Raw genomic sequence first — 17,824 nt, forward strand, 5'->3', positions numbered from 1 at the left:
CGGGTCGCGGGAGCGCGCGGCTTTGCGATCGTCCGTCGCGGTCGGGTGCCCGTCTGGGGCGCCTTCGGATCTCGTGGCCTGTCGCCTTCGGTTCTGCGTCGACTCCTGCCGCGCGGCTTCCTCCGGGAACGGTGCAGCCAGCTGGTGCCGGTGGCCTCGGCGTGAGTGCCTGATTCGGCGTTGTCCTTCAAACAGGTCGCGTTCGCAGGGCGGCTGTGAGGGTCCAGTCGGGCCGCCGGTCCGTCACCCCGGAGCCCGGGATGTAGTCGGCGGTGTCCACGTAGCGGGGGGTGGTCAGCGGGTAGTCCCAGTTGCCGCGCACGAGGTGGCGGTAGCCCTCGACGACCCGCGCGACGTCCTCTGCCGCCTGACGCGTGTTCCCGGGAAGCATCCGCAGCTGGCCGGGGACGGCGGCGAGTGCCGCCTCGAACTGGTCCAGAAGACCGTCGGCGAGGGTGTTGACGACATCGGCGGCCTTGTCCGCGCCGCAGCCCAGCCACTTCTGGGCCATCAGGACGGCGTTGTGCGGGTAGCCGAGGGCCCTCTCCTTCTCGAAGGAGCACACGTCGTTGTAGATGCCCACCCACTCGGCGGCGAGGTTGCGGGCCCGCCGCATCGCGGGAAGGAAGCGCACCGGGGTGGGGAGGTCTATGTCCCGGACGTACTCCACGAAGTACAGGAAGTTCAGTTCCCCGACGCTGTACCTCCGGTGCACGAGGTAGTCGTGCAGGGGCATCAGGCGTCCCGCACGGCTCGCCCTGATCTCGATCGGGTACCGCTCGATCCAGCGGACGTTCTCCTCGGCCAGCAGCCGGCGCCAGGCCGGGGAGCGCCCGGCGCCGAGGTCGCTCAGAACATCCACCATCGCGTGGGCAGCGACGCTGCGGGGGGCACGTTCTCCCAGGCTGACGGCGATCAGTTCGGCCGTGTACTCCACCACCGCGGCGACATCCTGGTCGGTGATGGCGTCGTCCAGGACGTCGTCGACGTGGAAGGCCCACACCATGTACCGGTTGGGCGCGACAAGGTGCTCGAAGTCGGCGTGCGGAAAGTACAACGAGGTGCAGTAGTGCGGGCGGGTGCGTGCCATGTGGTCGCGCATGGCCTCGGTGGGCAGGAGGTTGAAGCGGTCCGCCCATTCCCACTGGTCCTTCTCCACGGCGGCCATGGCGGGCGAGGCGCCGTACTCCGGCAGGGGCATGCGGCACAGGGGGTAGGGAGCTTCGATCACTGGGGCCCTCCCGGAGCACTGTGTGAGATGCCAAGGTTCGGCGGGGGGGGTGACGATTCAGGGACCGCACGGCCGCAGTCCCTCGCGAACGAGCACTGACTGCCCCGGAGTCCGGCAGCGGATTCCATGCCACGAGGGGCGCACGGGGGCACTCCGTCGCGGCGGCATGCGTTCCCCCTGTTCGCGGCGGGCCACCGGTGCGGCACTCAAAGCCGTGGCCGGCTCCTCAACCCGAGCCGACCGCCGCGCGGGGCCGAAGGGGGCTGTCCGCCGGAGCGGGCACGCCAAGAGGGGGTGTTCTCGTACAGCTGCGGCGGACGGACACGTGGCGCTCTGTGACCGATCCTTTCCCGGAGGAGGCGGAGGAGCGGGACCGCGTACGGCCGCTGGTGGAGCGCGGCGAGGGCTCGTACCGGAGTTGGAACTGCGTGGGTGCTTTGCCGGGTCCGGGGCGGGTGCGTGGGATATCCGCCGGAGCGGGGAAGGCTCATCAGAGTTGCCGGCAGTAGACGGTGACCGGGAGAGGGGTGCACCCGAGCTTTTCGTTACAGGGCTCTGGCAGGGGCGTGGAAGGGGTCTCCTCCGGTACTGATCTCGACCACCTCGGCTCCGAGGGTTCGCATCTGGTCGAAGGCGTGTTCGCACAGGGCGGCGCCAACATGGTGCCGGCGATGTTCGGCTGGGACGGCGAGGATGGTGACGCTGCCGTCCCCGCGGGCCGGGTCGACGCTCCACGCGATGTAGCCCGCGATGCTGTCCTCGGCCTCGGCGACCGCGACGTACGCGTGGCGCTCGGGTGAGTGGAGCTTGGCGACCTGTTCGCGGTATTCGTCGCGCCGGTCGCGGATCTCGCTCCGGTGCCGTTGATCCGTCTTGCCCTGCCAGGCGTAGTCCGCCCACGCGGCGGCGGGCACCTTCACCCGCCGAGCCACGTACTCCCCACCGCAGTCAGCCTTCGACAAGGGCGTCGAGCACGGCGCGTTCGACGAGGGGGGCGGCGTTGATGTGTTCCCTGGCGTTGGGGTGGAGCAGTGTGGCGCGTTTGCCGATGGCGGCGCAGTCGAACGGCAGGCCACCGGGCGGCTGGGTCGGCCAGTAGGGTGCGGCGTCGCCGCAGATTCCTTCGATCCACTGGGTGTCCTCGGGTTGGCACACGTCGTGGCCGATGCTGGAGGTGTAGAGGTCGACGTAGCGGTCGCCGTGCGTCGCCGCCTCCCGGTGAATGATCTTGTTCAGGGCCTTCAGGGTGTCGTCGCGCAGCCAGTCGATGTCGGCGGGGCTGATCGGGCCGACCTGCGTCGGGCCGCCGCCGCAGGCGCTGCCGCGCTCCGGCAGGATGGCCGGGTAGCCGACCGTGATGACCTCGGCGTGCGGTGCGGCGTGGTGGATCGCGTCGAGCATCCGACCGTACTCGTCGCGGATCCTGGAGAGTTTGGCGTCGATGCCCTCCACGCCCTCGGGTGGATTCGTGTAGTACTGCCTGCACGACCGCTGGGCGAGGCTGAGCTCCAGGCACTCGCCGAAGGGCAAGCTGATCGCGCCGATGCCGACGGTGACGACGTCGGTGCGATCGCCGAGCCGGGCGCGGCGGATCTGGGGATCCACCATCGGCCACCTGGCGGGATCCCCGTCGGGTGGCTGCACCTGACTGGTCGGCTGCTGCCTCTCCCACGCGACGTTGCCGACGGCGGCATTGTCGCAGCTGACGTCGGTCAGGTTCACGGGCCTGTCGAGCGGGCGGGCGGCCAGCGCCCGCCGGACGAGGTCGGGGTAGGAGCCGGTGGTCCGGTCGCACCCGTCCCGCGAGGAGCTGCCCAGCGGGGGCCGCGGGTCTCCGACGAAGAGGCCGGCGGTGTACGAGTCGCCCAACGCGGCCCACTCGTAGCGGTCGCCTCTCCCCTCGGCGGCGACCGAGGGAAGGAGCGCGGTCACCGCCAGCACGGCCAGTCCCACGACCGGCACTCGCGCGCGCAGACGGGTTGCGGGGTGTCGCATGGTTCCTCCGTGGTCACAGGATGAGACCAGGTCAGGACACGGCTCCGGACGACATCTGGTTCGTATGCGGGTATAGCGCCTCGCCTCGGTGACGGGCACGGAATTTCGGCATTGATCACCCGTGCGGGGCAGTTGGTAGTGCAGATAGGGGGAGATGAAGGCGAGCGGGGCGGCCCGGCCGCGGGCGGGCGGGCGGGAACGAGGACGCGGCCGTGGCCGCGGCGTGCAGCCCAGATCAGGACGTCGCGGACGTCGTAGCGGGTGCCGCGGCCCTCGGCCGACCCCCGGCCGGCCACGCTCTCGGTGACATCGGTCAGGGCCGGCCCGGCGGGTCACACCCGGGGCCCCTGTTCAGGCGCCGGTGACTGTCCGAACGGCGCCGGGCTGACGGCCTGTTGCCGTAGCGGCCGTGCGCCGGCCGTTCAGGTCGTGTCCAGATCGGTGGCAAGGAGCCCGGCGAGTTCTTCGAGGGCGTCCTGCGCCTGGTCGCCTTCGGCGTGCAGTTCCAGGGTCTCACCGTGACGGGCGGCGAGTGCGAGGACGGAGAGCAGGCTGCGGGCGTCGACCGGCGTCCCGCCGGGCTTGCCGACGCTGACCTTGACCGGGTGGCGGGCGGCGGCCTGCACGAACAGGGAGGCCGGACGCGCGTGCAGTCCGTTGCGAGAGCCGACGGTGGCGAGGAGTCGAGGCATCGGAGTTCCTGGGAGTGTCTGGGAGTGTCCGGGAGTGTCTGGGCGACCTGCGGGGAGGGCCGCTGCCGCAGGCCGAGGGGGCGGCGGCAGGCCGCGGCCGGGGGGTGAGGCGCGGGCTGCCGCCGCCGTACGCCCGGCTCCGCGATCGGGGGCGCGCCGCGGGCCGGGCGGTCGGTGTGGTTTCACATCCGCCAGTGGGGCGTTTCCATTGGTTTTACGCCCGAATCGGCCATCATGTCAACACATTCAGGCATGCGAACTGGCCGACAGGGAAAGGAGATGAACCCTTGATTTCTGGCGCAGGAAGCGTATGGTCAGCCTTAACCAGGCTTAAACAGACATGAAACGGACCCAATCCCACATGTACGCTCCGGAGCGCCAGCAGCAGATCCTCCGCCTCGCCCAGCAGCGCGGCCGGGTCGACGTGCCCTCGCTCGCCGAGGAGTTCGGCGTCACCCAGGAGACCATCCGCCGTGACCTGAGCACCCTCGACCGGGCCGGCCTGCTGCGCCGGGTGCACGGCGGCGCCCTGCCGACCGGCGTACTGAACCTGGAGCCGGGCCTGGCCGAACGCGACACCACCGCGGCCGGCGAGAAGGAGCGGATCGCTGCCGCGACGCTGGCCCTGCTGCCCACCGAAGGCAGCGTGCTCCTGGACGCGGGCACCACCGTCTCCCGGCTGGCCGCCCTGCTGCCGCTCGACTCCCCGCTCACCGTGGTCACCCACGCGCTGCCGATCGCCGCGCGGCTGGCCGACCACCCGGCGCTCACCCTGCACCTGGTGGGCGGCCGGCTGCGGCACCGCACCCAGGCCGCGGTGGACGCCTGGGCGCTGCGCGATCTGGCGGACGTCCACGCCGACGTCGCGGTGGTCGCCACCAACGGCTTCTCCCCCGAGGTCGGGCTCTCCACGCCCGACCTCGCGGAGGCCGCCGTGAAGCGCGCCATGGTGGCCGGCGCCCGCCTGACAGTGCTGGTCGCCGACTCCAGCAAGTACGGCGCCCGCCATTTCGCCCGCTTCGGCTCGCTCGAAGACATCGACATCCTGGTCACCGACACCGGGCTGACCGACGAGCAGACCGCCGCGATCGAGAACCACGGACCGAAAGTCATCCGCGCATGATCGTCACCATCACCCCGAACCCCAGCCTGGACCGGACCTACGAACTCCCGGCTCTGGCCCGCGGCGAGGTCAACCGGGCCACCGGCGACCGCCTCGACCCGGGCGGCAAGGGCGTCAACGTCTCCCGCGCGCTGACCGCGGCGGGCCACCGGACGGCCGCGGTCCTGCCGCTCGGCGGGCTCTCCGGACAACTGCTGTCCGAACTGCTGCGCCGCCAGGGCATCGAGGTGGCCACCGTCCCGGTCGCCGGGGAGACCCGGATCAACGTCTCGATCGCCGAGAACGGCGGCACCCTCACCAAGATCAACGCGCGGGGCCCGGTCCTGACCGCGCAGGAGTCCGCGGCCCTGCTGACCGCCGTCCGCAGCGCGCCGACCACATACACCGCCGACGGCTCCAAAGTCGAGTGGCTGGCCTGCTGCGGCAGCCTCCCGCGCGGCCTGGACCCCACGTGGTACGCGGACCTGGTCGCCGAGGCCCACCTCGGCGGCGCCCGAATCGCCCTGGACACCTCGGGACCCGCCCTGCTCGCCTCGCTCGCCGCTCACCCGGACGTGGTCAAGCCCAACCGGGAGGAACTGGCCGAGGCGGTCGGCCGCAAACTGCTCACCGTCGGCGACGCCGTCGACGCGGCCCGCGAGCTCCGGAAACTCGGCGCGCAGCAGGTCCTCGCCTCGCTCGGCGCGGACGGCATGCTGCTGGTCGCCGACGAGGGCACCTGGTACGGCACCGCCCCCGTCGTGGCGGTGCGCAGCGACGTGGGAGCCGGCGATGCCTCGCTGGCCGGCTTCCTCGGCGCCGGCGGCTCGGGCCCCGAGGCCCTGGCCGCGGCACTGGCGCACGGCGCGGCGGCCGTGCAACTGCCGGGGAGCGTCATGCCGACCCCGGCCGACCTGGACCCGGCCGCGGTGGCCGTGACGGCGGAGATCCCGCTGAAGCGGCTGCTCGACGGTTGAACCGGCTCCGGCCGGTGAGATCCACACCGGAGCAGACCACATCCCGGGGGCAAAGGAAACCACACACGCACCACCCAGCACCGAAGGACCCGAACGATGAGCTACTCCAACGCCGACCCCACCGGCAGACTGATCACCCCCGCGCTCGTGGACCTCCACCTCGCCCCCTCGGACAAGGCCGAGGCGCTGCGCGCGCTGGCCCAGCGGCTGGTCGCCGAAGGCCGGGTCACCGACCTCGAAGGCTTCCTCGCCGACATCGCGGCCCGGGAGGCACAGGCCCCGACCGGTCTCGGCGACGGCATCGGTATCCCGCACTGCCGCTCCGCCCACGTCACCCGCCCCAGTCTGGCGTTCGGCCACAGTGCCAAGGGCGTCGACTTCGGCGCCCCGGACGGCCGACCGGCCGACCTGATCTTCATGATCACGGCCCCGGACGGCGCGGACGACGCCCATCTGCAAATCCTCGCCGCGCTCGCCCGGCGACTGATGGAACCGGAGTTCACCGGCGCACTCCGCTCGGCGGACAGCCCGGCAGCGGTTGTCGCGCTGGTCGACGACAAGGAGAAGCCGCAGGCCACCACGGTCTCGGGTCCGGTGGTCGCGAGCCCGGTCGCGGCCGCCGACCGCGGTCTGCGGCTGGTGGCGGTGACCTCCTGCCCGACCGGCATCGCGCACACCTACATGGCCGCCAAGTCCCTGGAGCGGGCAGCGGCCCGGGCCGGCGCGCAGATCCAGGTGGAGACCCAGGGCGCGGCCGGCTCGACTCCCCTCGACCCGGCGATGATCGCCGCCGCCGACGCGGTGATCTTCGCGCACGACGTCGAGGTCCGCGACCGCGAGCGCTTCGCGGGCAAGCCACTCGTGGACGTCGGGGTGAAGGCCGGCGTCAACCGGGCCGACGAACTGGTCGCCCAGGCCGCCCGGCTGGCCGAACCGGCCGGAGCCGCTGCCCCGGCGCTCGCGCAGAACTCCGGCCCCCGAAGCGAACACTGGGCCTCCAGGCTTCGCAAGTACCTGATGACCGGGGTCAGTTACATGATCCCGTTCGTCGCGGCGGGCGGGCTGCTGATCGCGCTGGGCTTCGCGATCGGCGGCTACGAGATCGCCTCCGCGCCGTCCGTGGTCGGCGGCTTCGACTGGACCTCGCAGGCCAGTTGGGCAGCGATGCTGTTCCAGGCGGGCAAGGCCGCGTTCGGCTTCCTGGTCCCCGTCCTCTCCGGCTACATCGCGTATGCCATCGCCGACCGGGCCGCACTCGCGGCGGGCGTCGTCGGCGGCGCGATCTCGGTGGCGGTAGGTGCCGGCTTCCTCGGCGGCATCGTCTCCGGGCTGGCGGCGGGCTTCCTGGTGCTGTGGATGGTCAAGTGGAAGGTTCCGCAGGCGATCAAGGGCATCATGCCGGTCGTGGTGATCCCGCTGTTGTCCGTCGCCGCCGTCGGGTTCCTCATGCTCGTCCTGCTCGGCTCTCCGATCGCCTCCGCCATGACCGCAGTCACCGACTGGCTCAACGGGCTCTCCGGCACCAACGCGATCCTGCTCGGCATCCTGCTCGGCGCGATGATGGCCTTCGATATGGGAGGCCCGCTCAACAAGGTCGCGTACACCTTCGCCGCCGGCGCCCTCACCACGGCAGGTTCGGCCCCGGATGCCGGCAGCCTCAAGGTGATGGCCGCCGTGATGGCCGCCGGCATGACCCCGCCGCTCGGCCTGGCCCTGGCGACGGTGCTGCGCCGCAAGCTGTTCACCACGGAGGAGCGTGAGAACGGCAAGGCCGCCTGGGTGCTCGGTGCCTCGTTCATCACCGAAGGCGCGATCCCGTTCGCCGCGGCCGATCCGCTGCGGGTGATCCCCGCCAGTATCGTCGGCAGCATGACCGCAGGTGGCCTGTCGATGGCCTTCGGCTCCACCTTGCGCGCCCCGCACGGCGGCATCTGGGTGCTTCCGCTGATCGGCGGCCCGCTGCCCTACGTGGTCGCCGTCGCCGCCGGCATGGTCGTCACGGCGGGCCTGGTGATCCTGTTCAAGGGCATCCAGCCGCGGGTCCCGGCCGTTTCCGCGCCGCGCGAGAAGGAGTTGGTCAACGCCTGAGCCATCCACCCGGTGCGGGAAGGCGACCGCGAGCGGCCCGGAGCATCCCGATGCTCCGGGCCCTCCCATCGTCCACGTGCAGGCCCGGCCGGGCCGGGGCGCGCAACGGCAGCGCCGGTACCACCAGCGATCATCGTCGTCACGATCAACCGAGGCGCGGCCCAGGTGGTCCGAGCTCCGCCGGGACGGCGACCACCGGATAGCCTGCCGGCGCGCCGCCGTCCTCACCTGGGCCGGGAGCGTCCCCTGCCGCCTGCCAGGTGCGGAGGCCGTCAGCTGGTGCGGAGCCGGTGGCCGGGCGGGCCACGGCGGACGATGGCGGGCGCGTCCGTCGCGCCCGTGTGGTCCAGCACCGCGCCGCAGCTCCCGGTGAGGTCGGTCGTCGCCGTGCCCACGTCCGCCCCCTTCACTCCCACGGGTTGTCCGTAAACCAGCACCGGCAGGTCGCGGCGGGCAGCGGAACCCCCACGTTCGATGATGCGGGGTGCCCGGGTCGTCCGGCCCGGCGAGCCGACCCGCTCGGAGCGATACCGTGCCACTCCCCCTGTACCGGAGCGCGGCGGCCCTGCTGCTCCTCTCAGCCGTCACCGCCCCCGCCGCACACGCTGCGCGACCACCCGCCGACGCCGTCGGCGTCGAGCGCTCCACCACAGCCGTTCCCGGGCAGTACATCGTCACTCTCAAGCACGGCCGCGACCCCGGCGAGGTCCTTCGGGCCCTCGGCATCACCCCCAGGTTCACCTACACCGCCGCGTTGAACGGCTTCGCCGCCGTCCTCTCCCCGCCCCTGTTGCGGGCCGTACGGGCCAGCCCCGCCGTTGAGGCCGTGGAGGAGAACGCCGCCGTAGGGGTCCCCGTCCCGTCCCCCGAAGCCGGCAACGACGCCGACGACGAGGCGGGGCGACTCGATCGCGCCACCCGAATTCCGGCCGCGACCTGGGGTCTGGACCGCATCGACCAGCGGACCCTGCCGTTGGACGGGCGGTTCACCACCCACGGCCGCGGCGCCGGCGCCACCGCCTACATCCTCGACACCGGAATCGACTACGACCACCCCGAATTCGGCGGCCGCGCCGCCGCTGGCTTCGACGCCGTCGGCGACGGCAGGAACGGTCTCGACTGCCACGGCCACGGCACCCATGTCGCGGGCACCGTCGCCGGCCGCACCTACGGCGTCGCCCCCGCCGCCCGCCTCGTCTCGGTACGCATCGTGGACTGCACCGGCAACGGCGACACCGCCCAGATGATCGCCGGCCTCGACTGGGTCGCCCGCGACGCCCGGCTCCCCGCCGTCCTCAACGCCTCCGTCGGCGAGGAGCGTTCCACGGCCCTCAACAACGCCGCTACGGCCGTTTCGGATCGCGGTGTGCTGCCGGTCGTCTCCGCCGGCAACGACGGTACCGACGCCTGCACCGCCTCCCCCGCCTCGGCGAAGCGGGTCGTCACCGTGGCCGCCACCGACCGCCAGGACCGACAGAGCGGCTTCTCCAACCGAGGCCCCTGCGTCACCCTCCACGCACCCGGCCAGGCCATCGAGTCCGCCCGGTCCGGCGGCGGCAGCTCCACCCGCAGCGGCACATCCATGGCCGCTCCCCACGTCACCGGCACCGCCGCCCTCTACACCGCCGAGCACCCGGACGCGGACCCCGCCGAGACCTCCGCCTTCCTCCGACGGACCGCCACCGAGAACGTCCTGACCGATCTAGGCGCGGACACTCCCAACCTCCTGCTGTTCACCGGCGCCCTGTAGCCCGACCGTCCGGCCGGGCGGCATTGCCCGCCGCCCGGCCGGACGGCGACGGGAGCAACCCACGTGCGGGCACGGCTTGTTGGACGCCGCGCCAAGGCGCCCCGGTCGGTGGAGTCGGTCCGCGGTGGCGACCTTGAGGACGCCGAGGACGCCGGGGACGCCGGGGCGCGCGGCGCGGGGCGTTGGTCGATCCGTCCGGGTCGGCGGTGCCGCGAAACCCCTGGCGACCGGCAAGGCACCCAGGGCGCGCTCAAGTCGAGGGCATCGCCGACCGCCCCGGGTTCGGTCTCCGCGGGCGGCCTGCACGGTCCGCAGCCGGCTGGAGGTCCAGACCGGCGAGGACCTGGTCGGCCCGGTGTCGCCAGGTGTACCGGTCGAGGACCTGGCGGCGCCCCCGGTCGCCGAGGGACGCGCGCAGCGCGGGGTCGGCGAGGAGCGTGGTGAGCGCCTGCTCCCAGGCGGCGGGCTCGTCCGGTGGGCGGAGCAGGCAGTTGACGCCGTCCTGGAGGACCTCGCGCAGGACGGGGAGGTCGGAGGCGATGACGGCGCGTCCGTGGGCGAGGTACTCGAAGAGCTTCAAGGGGGACGCCCATCGGCCGGTCTCCGCGAGTGCTCCGGCGGTGTACACCTTCCTCCGGTAGGGCGCGAGGACCACGTCGAAGAGCGGGAAGTAGGCGGGGACCGCGCCGGGCGGGACGTGTCCGTGGAAGTGCACGTTGGTGAGTCGGCAGGGCCGCTCCCAGCGCGCCCGGTCCTCGGGGGTGCCGCCGACGAGGTGGAAGTCCACCGCGGGGAACCGTCCGGCGAGGCCCAGGATCAGGTCGATACCGCGGCCCTCGTAGAGGTGGCCGACGTACCCGACCCTGGGTGCGCCGGGACGGCCCGGCAGCCGTGGCGCCGGTGCGGGGGACGTGAGGGTGGTGGGCGGGTCGGCGCAGTCGGGTGCGACGAGGAGCGGAGCGGTGTCCCGGGCCGCGTGGGCGCGGCGGAAGTCATCGGCGAGGGCGTGGGTGATGACGACGATCCGGACGAGGTCGGGCCGTTCGAGCAGTTCCTGCTCGGCCCGGCGCAGGTCCGGCTCGTCCCGGAGGAGGTGGGTCTCGTAGACGAGCGGGGCGAGGGCGGGTGCCTGGCCGAGGCTGTGGACGTCGCGGCCGTAGATCAGGTCGGGGGCGGGGCCTCGGAGCAGCAACTCGGAGACCTCTGCCGCGCGATCCCGGTATCCGGCCGCCCCGCCGTCGGCGGCGGGGACGGTGCGCACGGGGAACCGGTGGCGGGTGCCGTAGTAGGAGTGGGGGTCGCCGGCCGGGTACGAGCCGGGCAGCGCGTACAGGGTGACGTCGTGCCCGGCCTCGGTGAAGGCGTCGCACATCCGCATGACGTGGATGCCGTTGGCGTAGACGGAGGGGATGCTGCCGCCGTGCAGGTAGGCGATACGCATGGGCGGCTACTCCTCGGAGGACGCGGGCGGCTGGGGGAGCTCGTACGCGGGCGGGCGCCGCAGGGCGGTGCGCAGCAGGTGTCTGGCGTAGCCGGTGGTGGCCCGGGAGCGCAGCGACGCGAGTGCGGGCAGGCGTCCGCGAAGCAGGCGCGGGTCGTGGTACGGGATCCAGCCGCTGCCCTGCGGGTTGAAGCGCGGTGCGCCGACGCTGATCCGTTTGGTGATGATGTAGCGGGTCTCGTCGGTGGTGTTGGTCTCGGAGCCGTGGACGTGGTCGCCGGCGAAGACCAGGATGTCGCCGGGGTCGAGGCTGACCCGGACGGGGATGCCGCGGTCCTGGTCGGCGGCGAGGCGGAAGCCGGTCCGGCGTACCGGGGCGCGGTAGAGGTCGGGGTAGATCAGCAGGCCGTTGCCGGGCCGGACCCGGCCGAGGGCCATCCACAGGTTGACGGAGTTCAGGGCCGTGTTGAACCACGAGTCGACGTGGAGGGCGTGGGGCACCATGAAGCCTGCGAGCGGGTCGAGTTCGGTGCGGCCGGCGACGGCGGTGTGTGGCAGCATCAGGCGCACCCCCAGGTGGTGGCTCACGTAGACCCGGGGGCCGTCGGGGTCGGCCTTCGCGGCGAAGGCCAGGGCCGCGTCGGCGGCGAGGGGCCGCAGGCTCGCCTCCAGGCCGGTGCGGAAGGCCGTGGCCTGTTCGACGGTCGCGATGGTGTGCAGTGCCTCGATGCCGGCGCGTCCGACGGTGGTGCAGGCGTCGGCGGGAAGATGGTCGGCGGCGGTGCGGGCGGTGGCGCGGAGCAGTGGTTCCAGCGCGTCGAGGTGGTGCAGGCCGTGCTTGACGACGACGAGCCGGCCCTCGTCGACGACCTGGCGCAGGGGCACGCCGAGGCTGTCGGGGCCGGGGTGCAGCTCCAGGATCTCGTGGTGTCCGGTGGTGGCGTGCCCGGTCCTGCGGGCTGGTGTGGGCATGGGAAGCCTCCCGTACGTCCGAGGGGTCGGTCGGACCGGTGCCACCGCATCCGGTCGTGCCACGGGTGGTTCCGGCGCGGGCCCGCCGAACCGGTGCGGTGACGGGCAGGGTGGTCGCGGGTGGGCCGTGCTCGGCCGGGTCAGGCCGGGCGTTCGTAGACGGAGACGTGATAGGTGCTGGCGGAGGTGTACGCTCCGCCCCTCCAGTCGCCGTAGCGGTCCCGTAGGCGCAGGCCGGCCATGGTGGCCATCAGGTCGAGTTCGCCGGTGGCCGCGTACCGGAAGGAGACCGGTACATGGTGCACGGTTCCGCCTTCGTGGACCAGATAGTGCGAGGTGTACTGCTGGGTGGCGCGGTTGATCCGGCGCGTCCGTACCGTGACCCCGCCGGGGATCGGAAGGGAGGCGACAGCGGCCTCTGGGGCGGCCAGGGCTTCCGGGACATGGGCGTCGAGGACGAAGAGGCCGTCGGGACCGAGCCGGGCCGCGGTGTTCGCGAAGCAGCGGATCTGGGCTTCCTGGGTGGGCAGTTCGAAGAACGTTCCGTTGACCACGTAGACCAGGGCGAACTCGCCGTCGACGGGGACGTGGCTGAAGTCGCCCGTGGTCACGGGAATCGCGTGCCCACCGGGCTTGGACCGGAGACGGTCGGTCATCGCCGGGGTGCCCTCGATGCCGTGGACGTCCAGGCCGCGTCGGGCCAGTGGTATGGCGATCCGGCCGGTGCCGGAGCCCAGTTCGAGCACCGGCCCGGCGCCGGCGGACTCGGCGAGGTCGGCCAGGAGCGCGACGGTGCTGTCGGTGACGTACGAGGGGAACCAGTCGTCGTAGTGGGCCGCGAAGGCGGCGGCATAGTAGGGGTCCTGGTCGGCCACGGGTGGACGGCCCTCCTGATCACGGCGGTGCGGTGCGGACGTCGGGGTGTCAGCCGAAGGGGTGCGGGTGGTCGGCGCGGCCCCGCCCGGTGGTGACGGGCGGGCGGGCGGGCAGGGGCCGGGCTCCCGGGGCGACGACGCGGACCACGTGCAGTCCCGCCTCCTCGGCCAGCGGCGTCGGCGTCGGAACGACGACCAGGTCCTCGCCGGTGTGTGCGGAGAGCAGCGCCGCCGGGCCGGTGGTCGCGGTGACCGGTGGCCGGGGGGCGGCCGGGCCGGGGTCGGTGAGCCAGAGGCCGAGGCTGTCCTGTCGGTGGTAGGTCCAGAGCGCATGCTGGAGCGCCGTGCCCGGGCTGGTCCTGCCGGCCCACTGCGCCCAGGTGCGCCGGGCCACCTCGGTCCCCATGCTCCACCGGACCATCAGGGCCTCGTACGCCGCCTTCTCGGCCAGCGCCGGAACCTGCCCGGCGGGCCCGCAGCGGGCCCCGAACGCCTGCCCGGTCCGGTCCGGGCGGTGCACACAGACCACCACGCAGGCGGCACCGGCGGGAGCCGGCAGGAGGAAGGCCACGGCTTCGACCCCGAGGAGGGCGAGTGCGCTGCGCATCACCGGCTCGGGCTGCCACGACACGGTGGTGGGAGACACGCTGCCGTCGCCGTACCAGCTGCGGCGGATCAGGTCGCGCTCCAGGGTCTCCCACTGGGCATGCGCTTCGGCCGACGCCTCGTCGGGGTGCGCCGCCAGGCCGGTGGATCCCGCGCCGAGGGCCGCCTGGCAGCCCGGCGGGGGCCGGTGGCGCAGGTACACGGCAGCGGCGGGGACGAGCACCTCACGGCCGGTCGACTGCCATCGGCCGACCGCCCAGAGCCCGGGGGCGTCCCGCAGGTCGTCGGACACCCCGGAGGCGCCGACCAGCAGCGCGGGATCGACGGCCGGCCGTCCGGCGCGGCGCAGTTCCCCATGGGTGGCGACCACCGTCCGCGCGGTCTCGGCCGTGCGCCCGGCGACGATGTTGGCCATCCGCTCGACCAGTTCGCTCCTGGCCCGCCGGGCACTGTCCTGCGGGTGGGCACCGGCCGCACTGCCGATGACGACGTCGTCGCCGTCGCGGCCGGGACCGGGACCAGTGCCGGTGCCGTCGGGGACGGTGCGGTCGGGGCCGGTGAACAGGGCCGAGCGGGCGGCGGCACGGGCGAACACGATGCCCGGCGCCTCGGGGAACGGCCGGAACACCTCGGCCGGCCACGGATGGGCGGCCGGCTGCGCCGTTTCCCTCACCTCGACGCCCCTGCCAGGGCCTGCGCCTGCGCCAGGACGCTCCGGCCGGCTTCCGTCAGGGAGGACCGGTGCGCTTCCAGCGTCGCGGCGGCGCTCCTGACGTCGCCGAGGAGGTGGGTGTGCCGGGCGCGCAGCACCTGCGGATCGGCCACAGGCCCGGGGTGCCCGCCGGGCCCCGGGTCTCGGGCGAGGAGCCGGCCGAACAGCGACGCGCTGCGAGCGAGGACGACGAGTTGGTGGAACAGACCGCCGAGGGGGCGGGGATCGGCACGCAGCGGAGTCGGTACGGGGGCGAGCGAGTCGACGGCGCGGTGCCACAGGGGTGTGGTGACGAGTGCGGCGTTGAAGCGCTGGTGCGTGCCTTCGTGCACCAGGGCCTCGGCCAGGTGCAGCGGGGCGGGCAGGCCGTCCGGCTCGTCCGTCAGTCGTTGCCCGCTGAGGAACACGGCCCCGTGCACGGTGAAGTCGGTGAACCCGTCGAGTGCCGGTCCGCCCAGCACGACGATCTGCCGCACCGTGCAGGTGAGTTCGGCGAGCATCGCGGGCCAGGCGCCGTCCAGAAGGCGGGCCGCCGCGGCGAAGACCTCGCGTTCGGTGCCCGTCCACGCGCGGGCGCGGCTCGTCGGCGGCGATTCCCCAGCGGCGGGCGGGCCCGGCACGCCGGCCAGGGCGCGGGTGACCGCCCGGTCCACGTGCGGCTGGGGACCGGCGAGTTCGACGGCCCAGGCGGGCCGGACCGGCGTGCCGTCCACCACGCGCCCGTTGTCCAGGATGAGCCCGCTCCGGTCCCAGCCGGCCGCCGTTCGGGCCGCGGTCACGGCCACGGCCACGGCCGCGTCCAGCCGGTCGGTGAGCTCGGCTCGGCGCTCCGCGGTGAGCGGCCCGAGGCGCAGTGCGCGCTGGGCGTCTTGGGCGACCTCGACCACGGCCGGGTGGATCAGGTCGTCGGCCGTCGGCCCGGGCGGACGCGCCCCGGGCGCCACCAGCGCGGCGCGGTGCAGCGCGCCGCGGACGAGGCGGGCAACCTCGCGCTGGTCGCGGGCCGCCGCCGCCGCGTCGGGTTCGATGTCCACGTACGCGCTCCTCTGCTGCCGCCGGTGGGCGAATCGTCGGGTGGGACGACGGGGTCCGACCCCGCTGTGGCACGCGGCGGTCCGATGTCCGCCGCGTGCGTCACACCCGGGAGGTCACTCGCCCGGAAGGTCGATCAGCAGCGGCAGTTCCGGCAGTTCCTCGGTGGCGACCGGCTCGATGTCCTCGTTCATGGCCCAACTCCCCTCGATGTAGTGCCGGAGTCCGCCGAGGGTGACGGTGACGGACACTCGGCTCCATCATCATCCACAGCAATCATTCGACTTCCAAGAGTGACCGTCACTCCTTGACGTGAACAAGCCGAGTCGCTGGCGCGGGGTTTGAGGCCCGCCCGACACCCCCACACAGGTCCGTGGGCCGACCGGACGGGAAGTTGCCTCGCGGGGAGGAGATGCCGCAGGTCGGCCGATCCTCGTACGGGCACCGGGCATCGTCCGAATCGCCGCGTTCCGCCCGACAGGCCGAACCCCCAGAATCTGACGGGTGACGACCGATCAGCACCGTGGAACGCCCACGCCTACGCCGCGGGGCGGCCCCGACCCGACCCCGGTGAGCGGCTACCCCGCACGGCCGAGCGTGCGGGCCGGCGACCTGCTGCGCCTGCACGTCTCGACCCGCGCCGACCGGTTCCGCGTCGACTTCTTCCGGTGCGGCGCCGCGACCCGCCACATGGGCGGTTTCAGCGCCCCCGGCAAGGACGCCCCCGACGGGCGCCACGACCAGGACTGGCAGTGGCCGGGCCACGACTTCGCCGTCCCCGCCCACTGGCCCTCGGGCGTGTACATCGCGGTCCTACGGCCCCACGCGGCAGGACCGCCCGACCTGCCAGCGTCCGGTACCGGCGCCGAGGCCCTCGATGCGCGCGACTGCCGGCTGCTGTTCGTGGTGACGGCCGCCGGGTCCGCCAAGGCCCGGATCCTGTACAAGGTGCCCGTCCTCACCTACCACGCCTACAACACCAGCGGCGGCGGAAGCCTCTACGGGTCACCGCAGACCCACGCCCGGGCACTCGGCCACCGCATCGCCACGGTGACGCTGCGCCGTCCCGGTGGCGGAATCGGCGGGCCGGTCAAGGGCCAACCGGACGCCCACGACCGGCGCACCCCCCGCCAGACCTTCGCCCACTGGGACGCCCCGTTCATCGCCTGGCTGGAGAACGCCGGCCTCGCTGCCGACTACTGCACCGACCTCGACCTCCACACGGACCCCCACCTCACGGACGGATACCGGCTGCTGCTCTCCGCAGGCCACGACGAGTACTGGAGCGAGGCCGCCCGCCGCCACGTCACCGCCTTCCGTGACCTCGGCGGCAACATCGCGAACTTCGGTGCCAACACCTGCTGGTGGCGCGTCGCGATCTCCGCCGACGGCGCCATGGTCCGGTGCGCCAAACTCCCGCCCGGCGCGTCACCGGGGACCGATGTCGACACCCTGCGCGGCGCCCCCGACCACTGGTGGGAGACCGAACCGGAGAACACCCTGACCGGCGTCAGCTACCGCAACGGCGGCGGTCACTGGGAAGGTGCCCGGAGCCCGCTCGGCTTCACCGTCCAACACACCGAACACCCGGTCTTCGCCGGCACCGGTCTGCGCGACGGCGACGTCCTCGGCGCCGAGCACTCCCTGGTCGGCTACGAGTGCGACGGCGCCGACCTGCACCGCGACGCCACCGGACGAGCCTTCGCGACCGGCAGGGACGGCACCCCGGCCGGCTTCACCGTCCTCGGTGTCGCCGCCCTCCCCACCGATCCGGCCTCCGGTTGGCACACCGCCGCCCGCGAGAACGAGGACCCGCACCGGGCCGCGACGTTCGGCCTCTACACGGCGGGCGGCACCGTCTTCACCGCCGCCACCGTCGACTGGCCACGGCTCCTGCCACTGGACCACCAGGTGCGCACCCTCACCCGGAACGTGGTCGACCTCCTCTCCCGATCGTCCGGAGTGCTCGATCGACCTCGTACGACCGACCACGGGTGAACCTGTCCGTCGCAGTCGCCCACGATCGACGCCGAGCGGCCACGACAAACCCGCCGGCCCTGTCTCTCCGCCACCGCCGGGCCCCGAAGCGCCGTCGTCTGGAAGCAGCCGGCCGACGGCACGGTCGTCAAGGACGGGGGATGCCTACGGGACCGTCATCGGCACCAGCGGCGGCGGCCGGAGTTCAGGGCCGGGGGCGGCCGGCGCCCTTCGGCCCACGGGGCGAGGGACGCGGCGGCCGGTCGTGCGGACGCTGGTCCGGGCGCAGAGCGCGGCGGCGTCGGTGACGGGCCGGCGCCGCTTCCCGGACCGTGTGCGGTCCCGCCCTGCGGCCGCCTCCTTTCGGCGTGTTC

General features: G+C 73.4%; 16 protein-coding genes. 5 read left to right on the forward strand and 11 right to left on the reverse strand.

Annotated elements, in window-relative coordinates:
• Positions 1–187: 187 nt before the first annotated feature.
• From PUR56_RS08375 to PUR56_RS08390, 4 genes are all read right to left on the reverse strand, one after another.
• Complete coding sequence (locus PUR56_RS08375; protein ID WP_329948419.1) at positions 188–1,201, reverse strand: terpene synthase family protein; 1,014 nt, start codon at positions 1,199–1,201, stop codon at positions 188–190.
• Positions 1,202–1,776: 575 nt separating this feature from the next.
• The gene (locus PUR56_RS08380; protein ID WP_329948420.1) at positions 1,777–2,163 is read right to left on the reverse strand and encodes a GNAT family N-acetyltransferase; all 387 of its coding nucleotides are present in this window, start codon (positions 2,161–2,163) and stop codon (positions 1,777–1,779) included.
• Positions 2,164–2,179: 16 nt separating this feature from the next.
• Complete coding sequence (locus PUR56_RS08385; RefSeq protein WP_329875510.1) at positions 2,180–3,226, reverse strand: SGNH/GDSL hydrolase family protein; 1,047 nt, start codon at positions 3,224–3,226, stop codon at positions 2,180–2,182.
• 422 nt (positions 3,227–3,648) lie between these two features.
• Positions 3,649–3,918 carry an HPr family phosphocarrier protein gene (locus tag PUR56_RS08390; protein ID WP_329875512.1) on the reverse strand — a complete coding sequence of 90 codons (270 nt, stop codon included), beginning with the start codon at positions 3,916–3,918 and terminating at the stop codon, positions 3,649–3,651.
• A 361-nt stretch (positions 3,919–4,279) separates the two neighbouring features.
• On the opposite strand from PUR56_RS08390, the gene PUR56_RS08395 reads away from it, so the two are divergent.
• The 3 genes from PUR56_RS08395 to PUR56_RS08405 all read left to right on the forward strand — a co-directional run bounded on the left by PUR56_RS08395 (position 4,280) and on the right by PUR56_RS08405 (position 8,085).
• Positions 4,280–5,041 (forward strand): DeoR/GlpR family DNA-binding transcription regulator, encoded by a 762-nt coding sequence (locus PUR56_RS08395; RefSeq protein ID WP_329875514.1) that lies wholly within the window; start codon positions 4,280–4,282, stop codon positions 5,039–5,041.
• The gene (pfkB, locus tag PUR56_RS08400; protein ID WP_329875516.1) at positions 5,038–5,997 is read left to right on the forward strand and encodes a 1-phosphofructokinase; all 960 of its coding nucleotides are present in this window, start codon (positions 5,038–5,040) and stop codon (positions 5,995–5,997) included. The genes PUR56_RS08395 and pfkB overlap by 4 nt, the downstream gene beginning before the upstream one ends.
• Positions 5,998–6,093: 96 nt before the next feature.
• A complete protein-coding gene (locus PUR56_RS08405; protein ID WP_329948421.1) occupies positions 6,094–8,085 on the forward strand; it encodes a PTS fructose transporter subunit IIABC in 1,992 nt (663 codons plus the stop codon).
• A gap of 272 nt (positions 8,086–8,357) precedes the next feature.
• Here the strand turns inward: PUR56_RS08405 and PUR56_RS08410 are convergent, their stop codons facing one another.
• Complete coding sequence (locus tag PUR56_RS08410) at positions 8,358–8,480, reverse strand: hypothetical protein (RefSeq protein WP_329875520.1); 123 nt, start codon at positions 8,478–8,480, stop codon at positions 8,358–8,360.
• Between the two features lie 137 nt (positions 8,481–8,617).
• Between PUR56_RS08410 and PUR56_RS08415 the strand changes: the two genes are divergently transcribed.
• Positions 8,618–9,835, forward strand: a complete 1,218-nt coding sequence (locus PUR56_RS08415) for a S8 family peptidase (RefSeq protein ID WP_329875522.1) — start codon at positions 8,618–8,620, stop codon at positions 9,833–9,835.
• A 250-nt stretch (positions 9,836–10,085) separates the two neighbouring features.
• On the opposite strand, the gene PUR56_RS08420 is transcribed toward PUR56_RS08415, so the two are convergent.
• The 6 genes from PUR56_RS08420 to PUR56_RS08445 form a co-directional block, all read right to left on the reverse strand.
• Positions 10,086–11,276: a glycosyltransferase family 4 protein gene (locus PUR56_RS08420; RefSeq protein WP_329948422.1), complete on the reverse strand. Its 1,191-nt coding sequence runs from the start codon at positions 11,274–11,276 to the stop codon at positions 10,086–10,088.
• Positions 11,277–11,282: 6 nt separating this feature from the next.
• Positions 11,283–12,248, reverse strand: coding sequence for a phytanoyl-CoA dioxygenase family protein (locus PUR56_RS08425; RefSeq protein ID WP_329875526.1), 966 nt, complete (start codon positions 12,246–12,248; stop codon positions 11,283–11,285).
• Positions 12,249–12,388: 140 nt separating this feature from the next.
• Positions 12,389–13,123, reverse strand: a complete 735-nt coding sequence (locus tag PUR56_RS08430; RefSeq protein ID WP_329948423.1) for a class I SAM-dependent DNA methyltransferase — start codon at positions 13,121–13,123, stop codon at positions 12,389–12,391.
• A 49-nt stretch (positions 13,124–13,172) separates the two neighbouring features.
• Complete coding sequence (locus tag PUR56_RS08435; RefSeq protein ID WP_329948424.1) at positions 13,173–14,402, reverse strand: YcaO-like family protein; 1,230 nt, start codon at positions 14,400–14,402, stop codon at positions 13,173–13,175.
• Positions 14,399–15,475 (reverse strand): aKG-HExxH-type peptide beta-hydroxylase, encoded by a 1,077-nt coding sequence (locus PUR56_RS08440; protein WP_329948425.1) that lies wholly within the window; start codon positions 15,473–15,475, stop codon positions 14,399–14,401. The genes PUR56_RS08435 and PUR56_RS08440 overlap by 4 nt, the downstream gene beginning before the upstream one ends.
• 114 nt (positions 15,476–15,589) lie before the next feature.
• Positions 15,590–15,724, reverse strand: a complete 135-nt coding sequence (locus tag PUR56_RS08445) for a hypothetical protein (RefSeq protein ID WP_329875535.1) — start codon at positions 15,722–15,724, stop codon at positions 15,590–15,592.
• 253 nt (positions 15,725–15,977) lie between these two features.
• On the opposite strand from PUR56_RS08445, the gene PUR56_RS08450 reads away from it, so the two are divergent.
• Positions 15,978–17,471, forward strand: a complete 1,494-nt coding sequence (locus PUR56_RS08450; protein WP_329948426.1) for a N,N-dimethylformamidase beta subunit family domain-containing protein — start codon at positions 15,978–15,980, stop codon at positions 17,469–17,471.
• Positions 17,472–17,824: the final 353 nt, after the last annotated feature.

Origin of the sequence: Streptomyces sp. BE303 (assembly GCF_036290945.1) — a bacterium.
In the GTDB taxonomy this organism is placed as follows: domain Bacteria; phylum Actinomycetota; class Actinomycetes; order Streptomycetales; family Streptomycetaceae; genus Kitasatospora.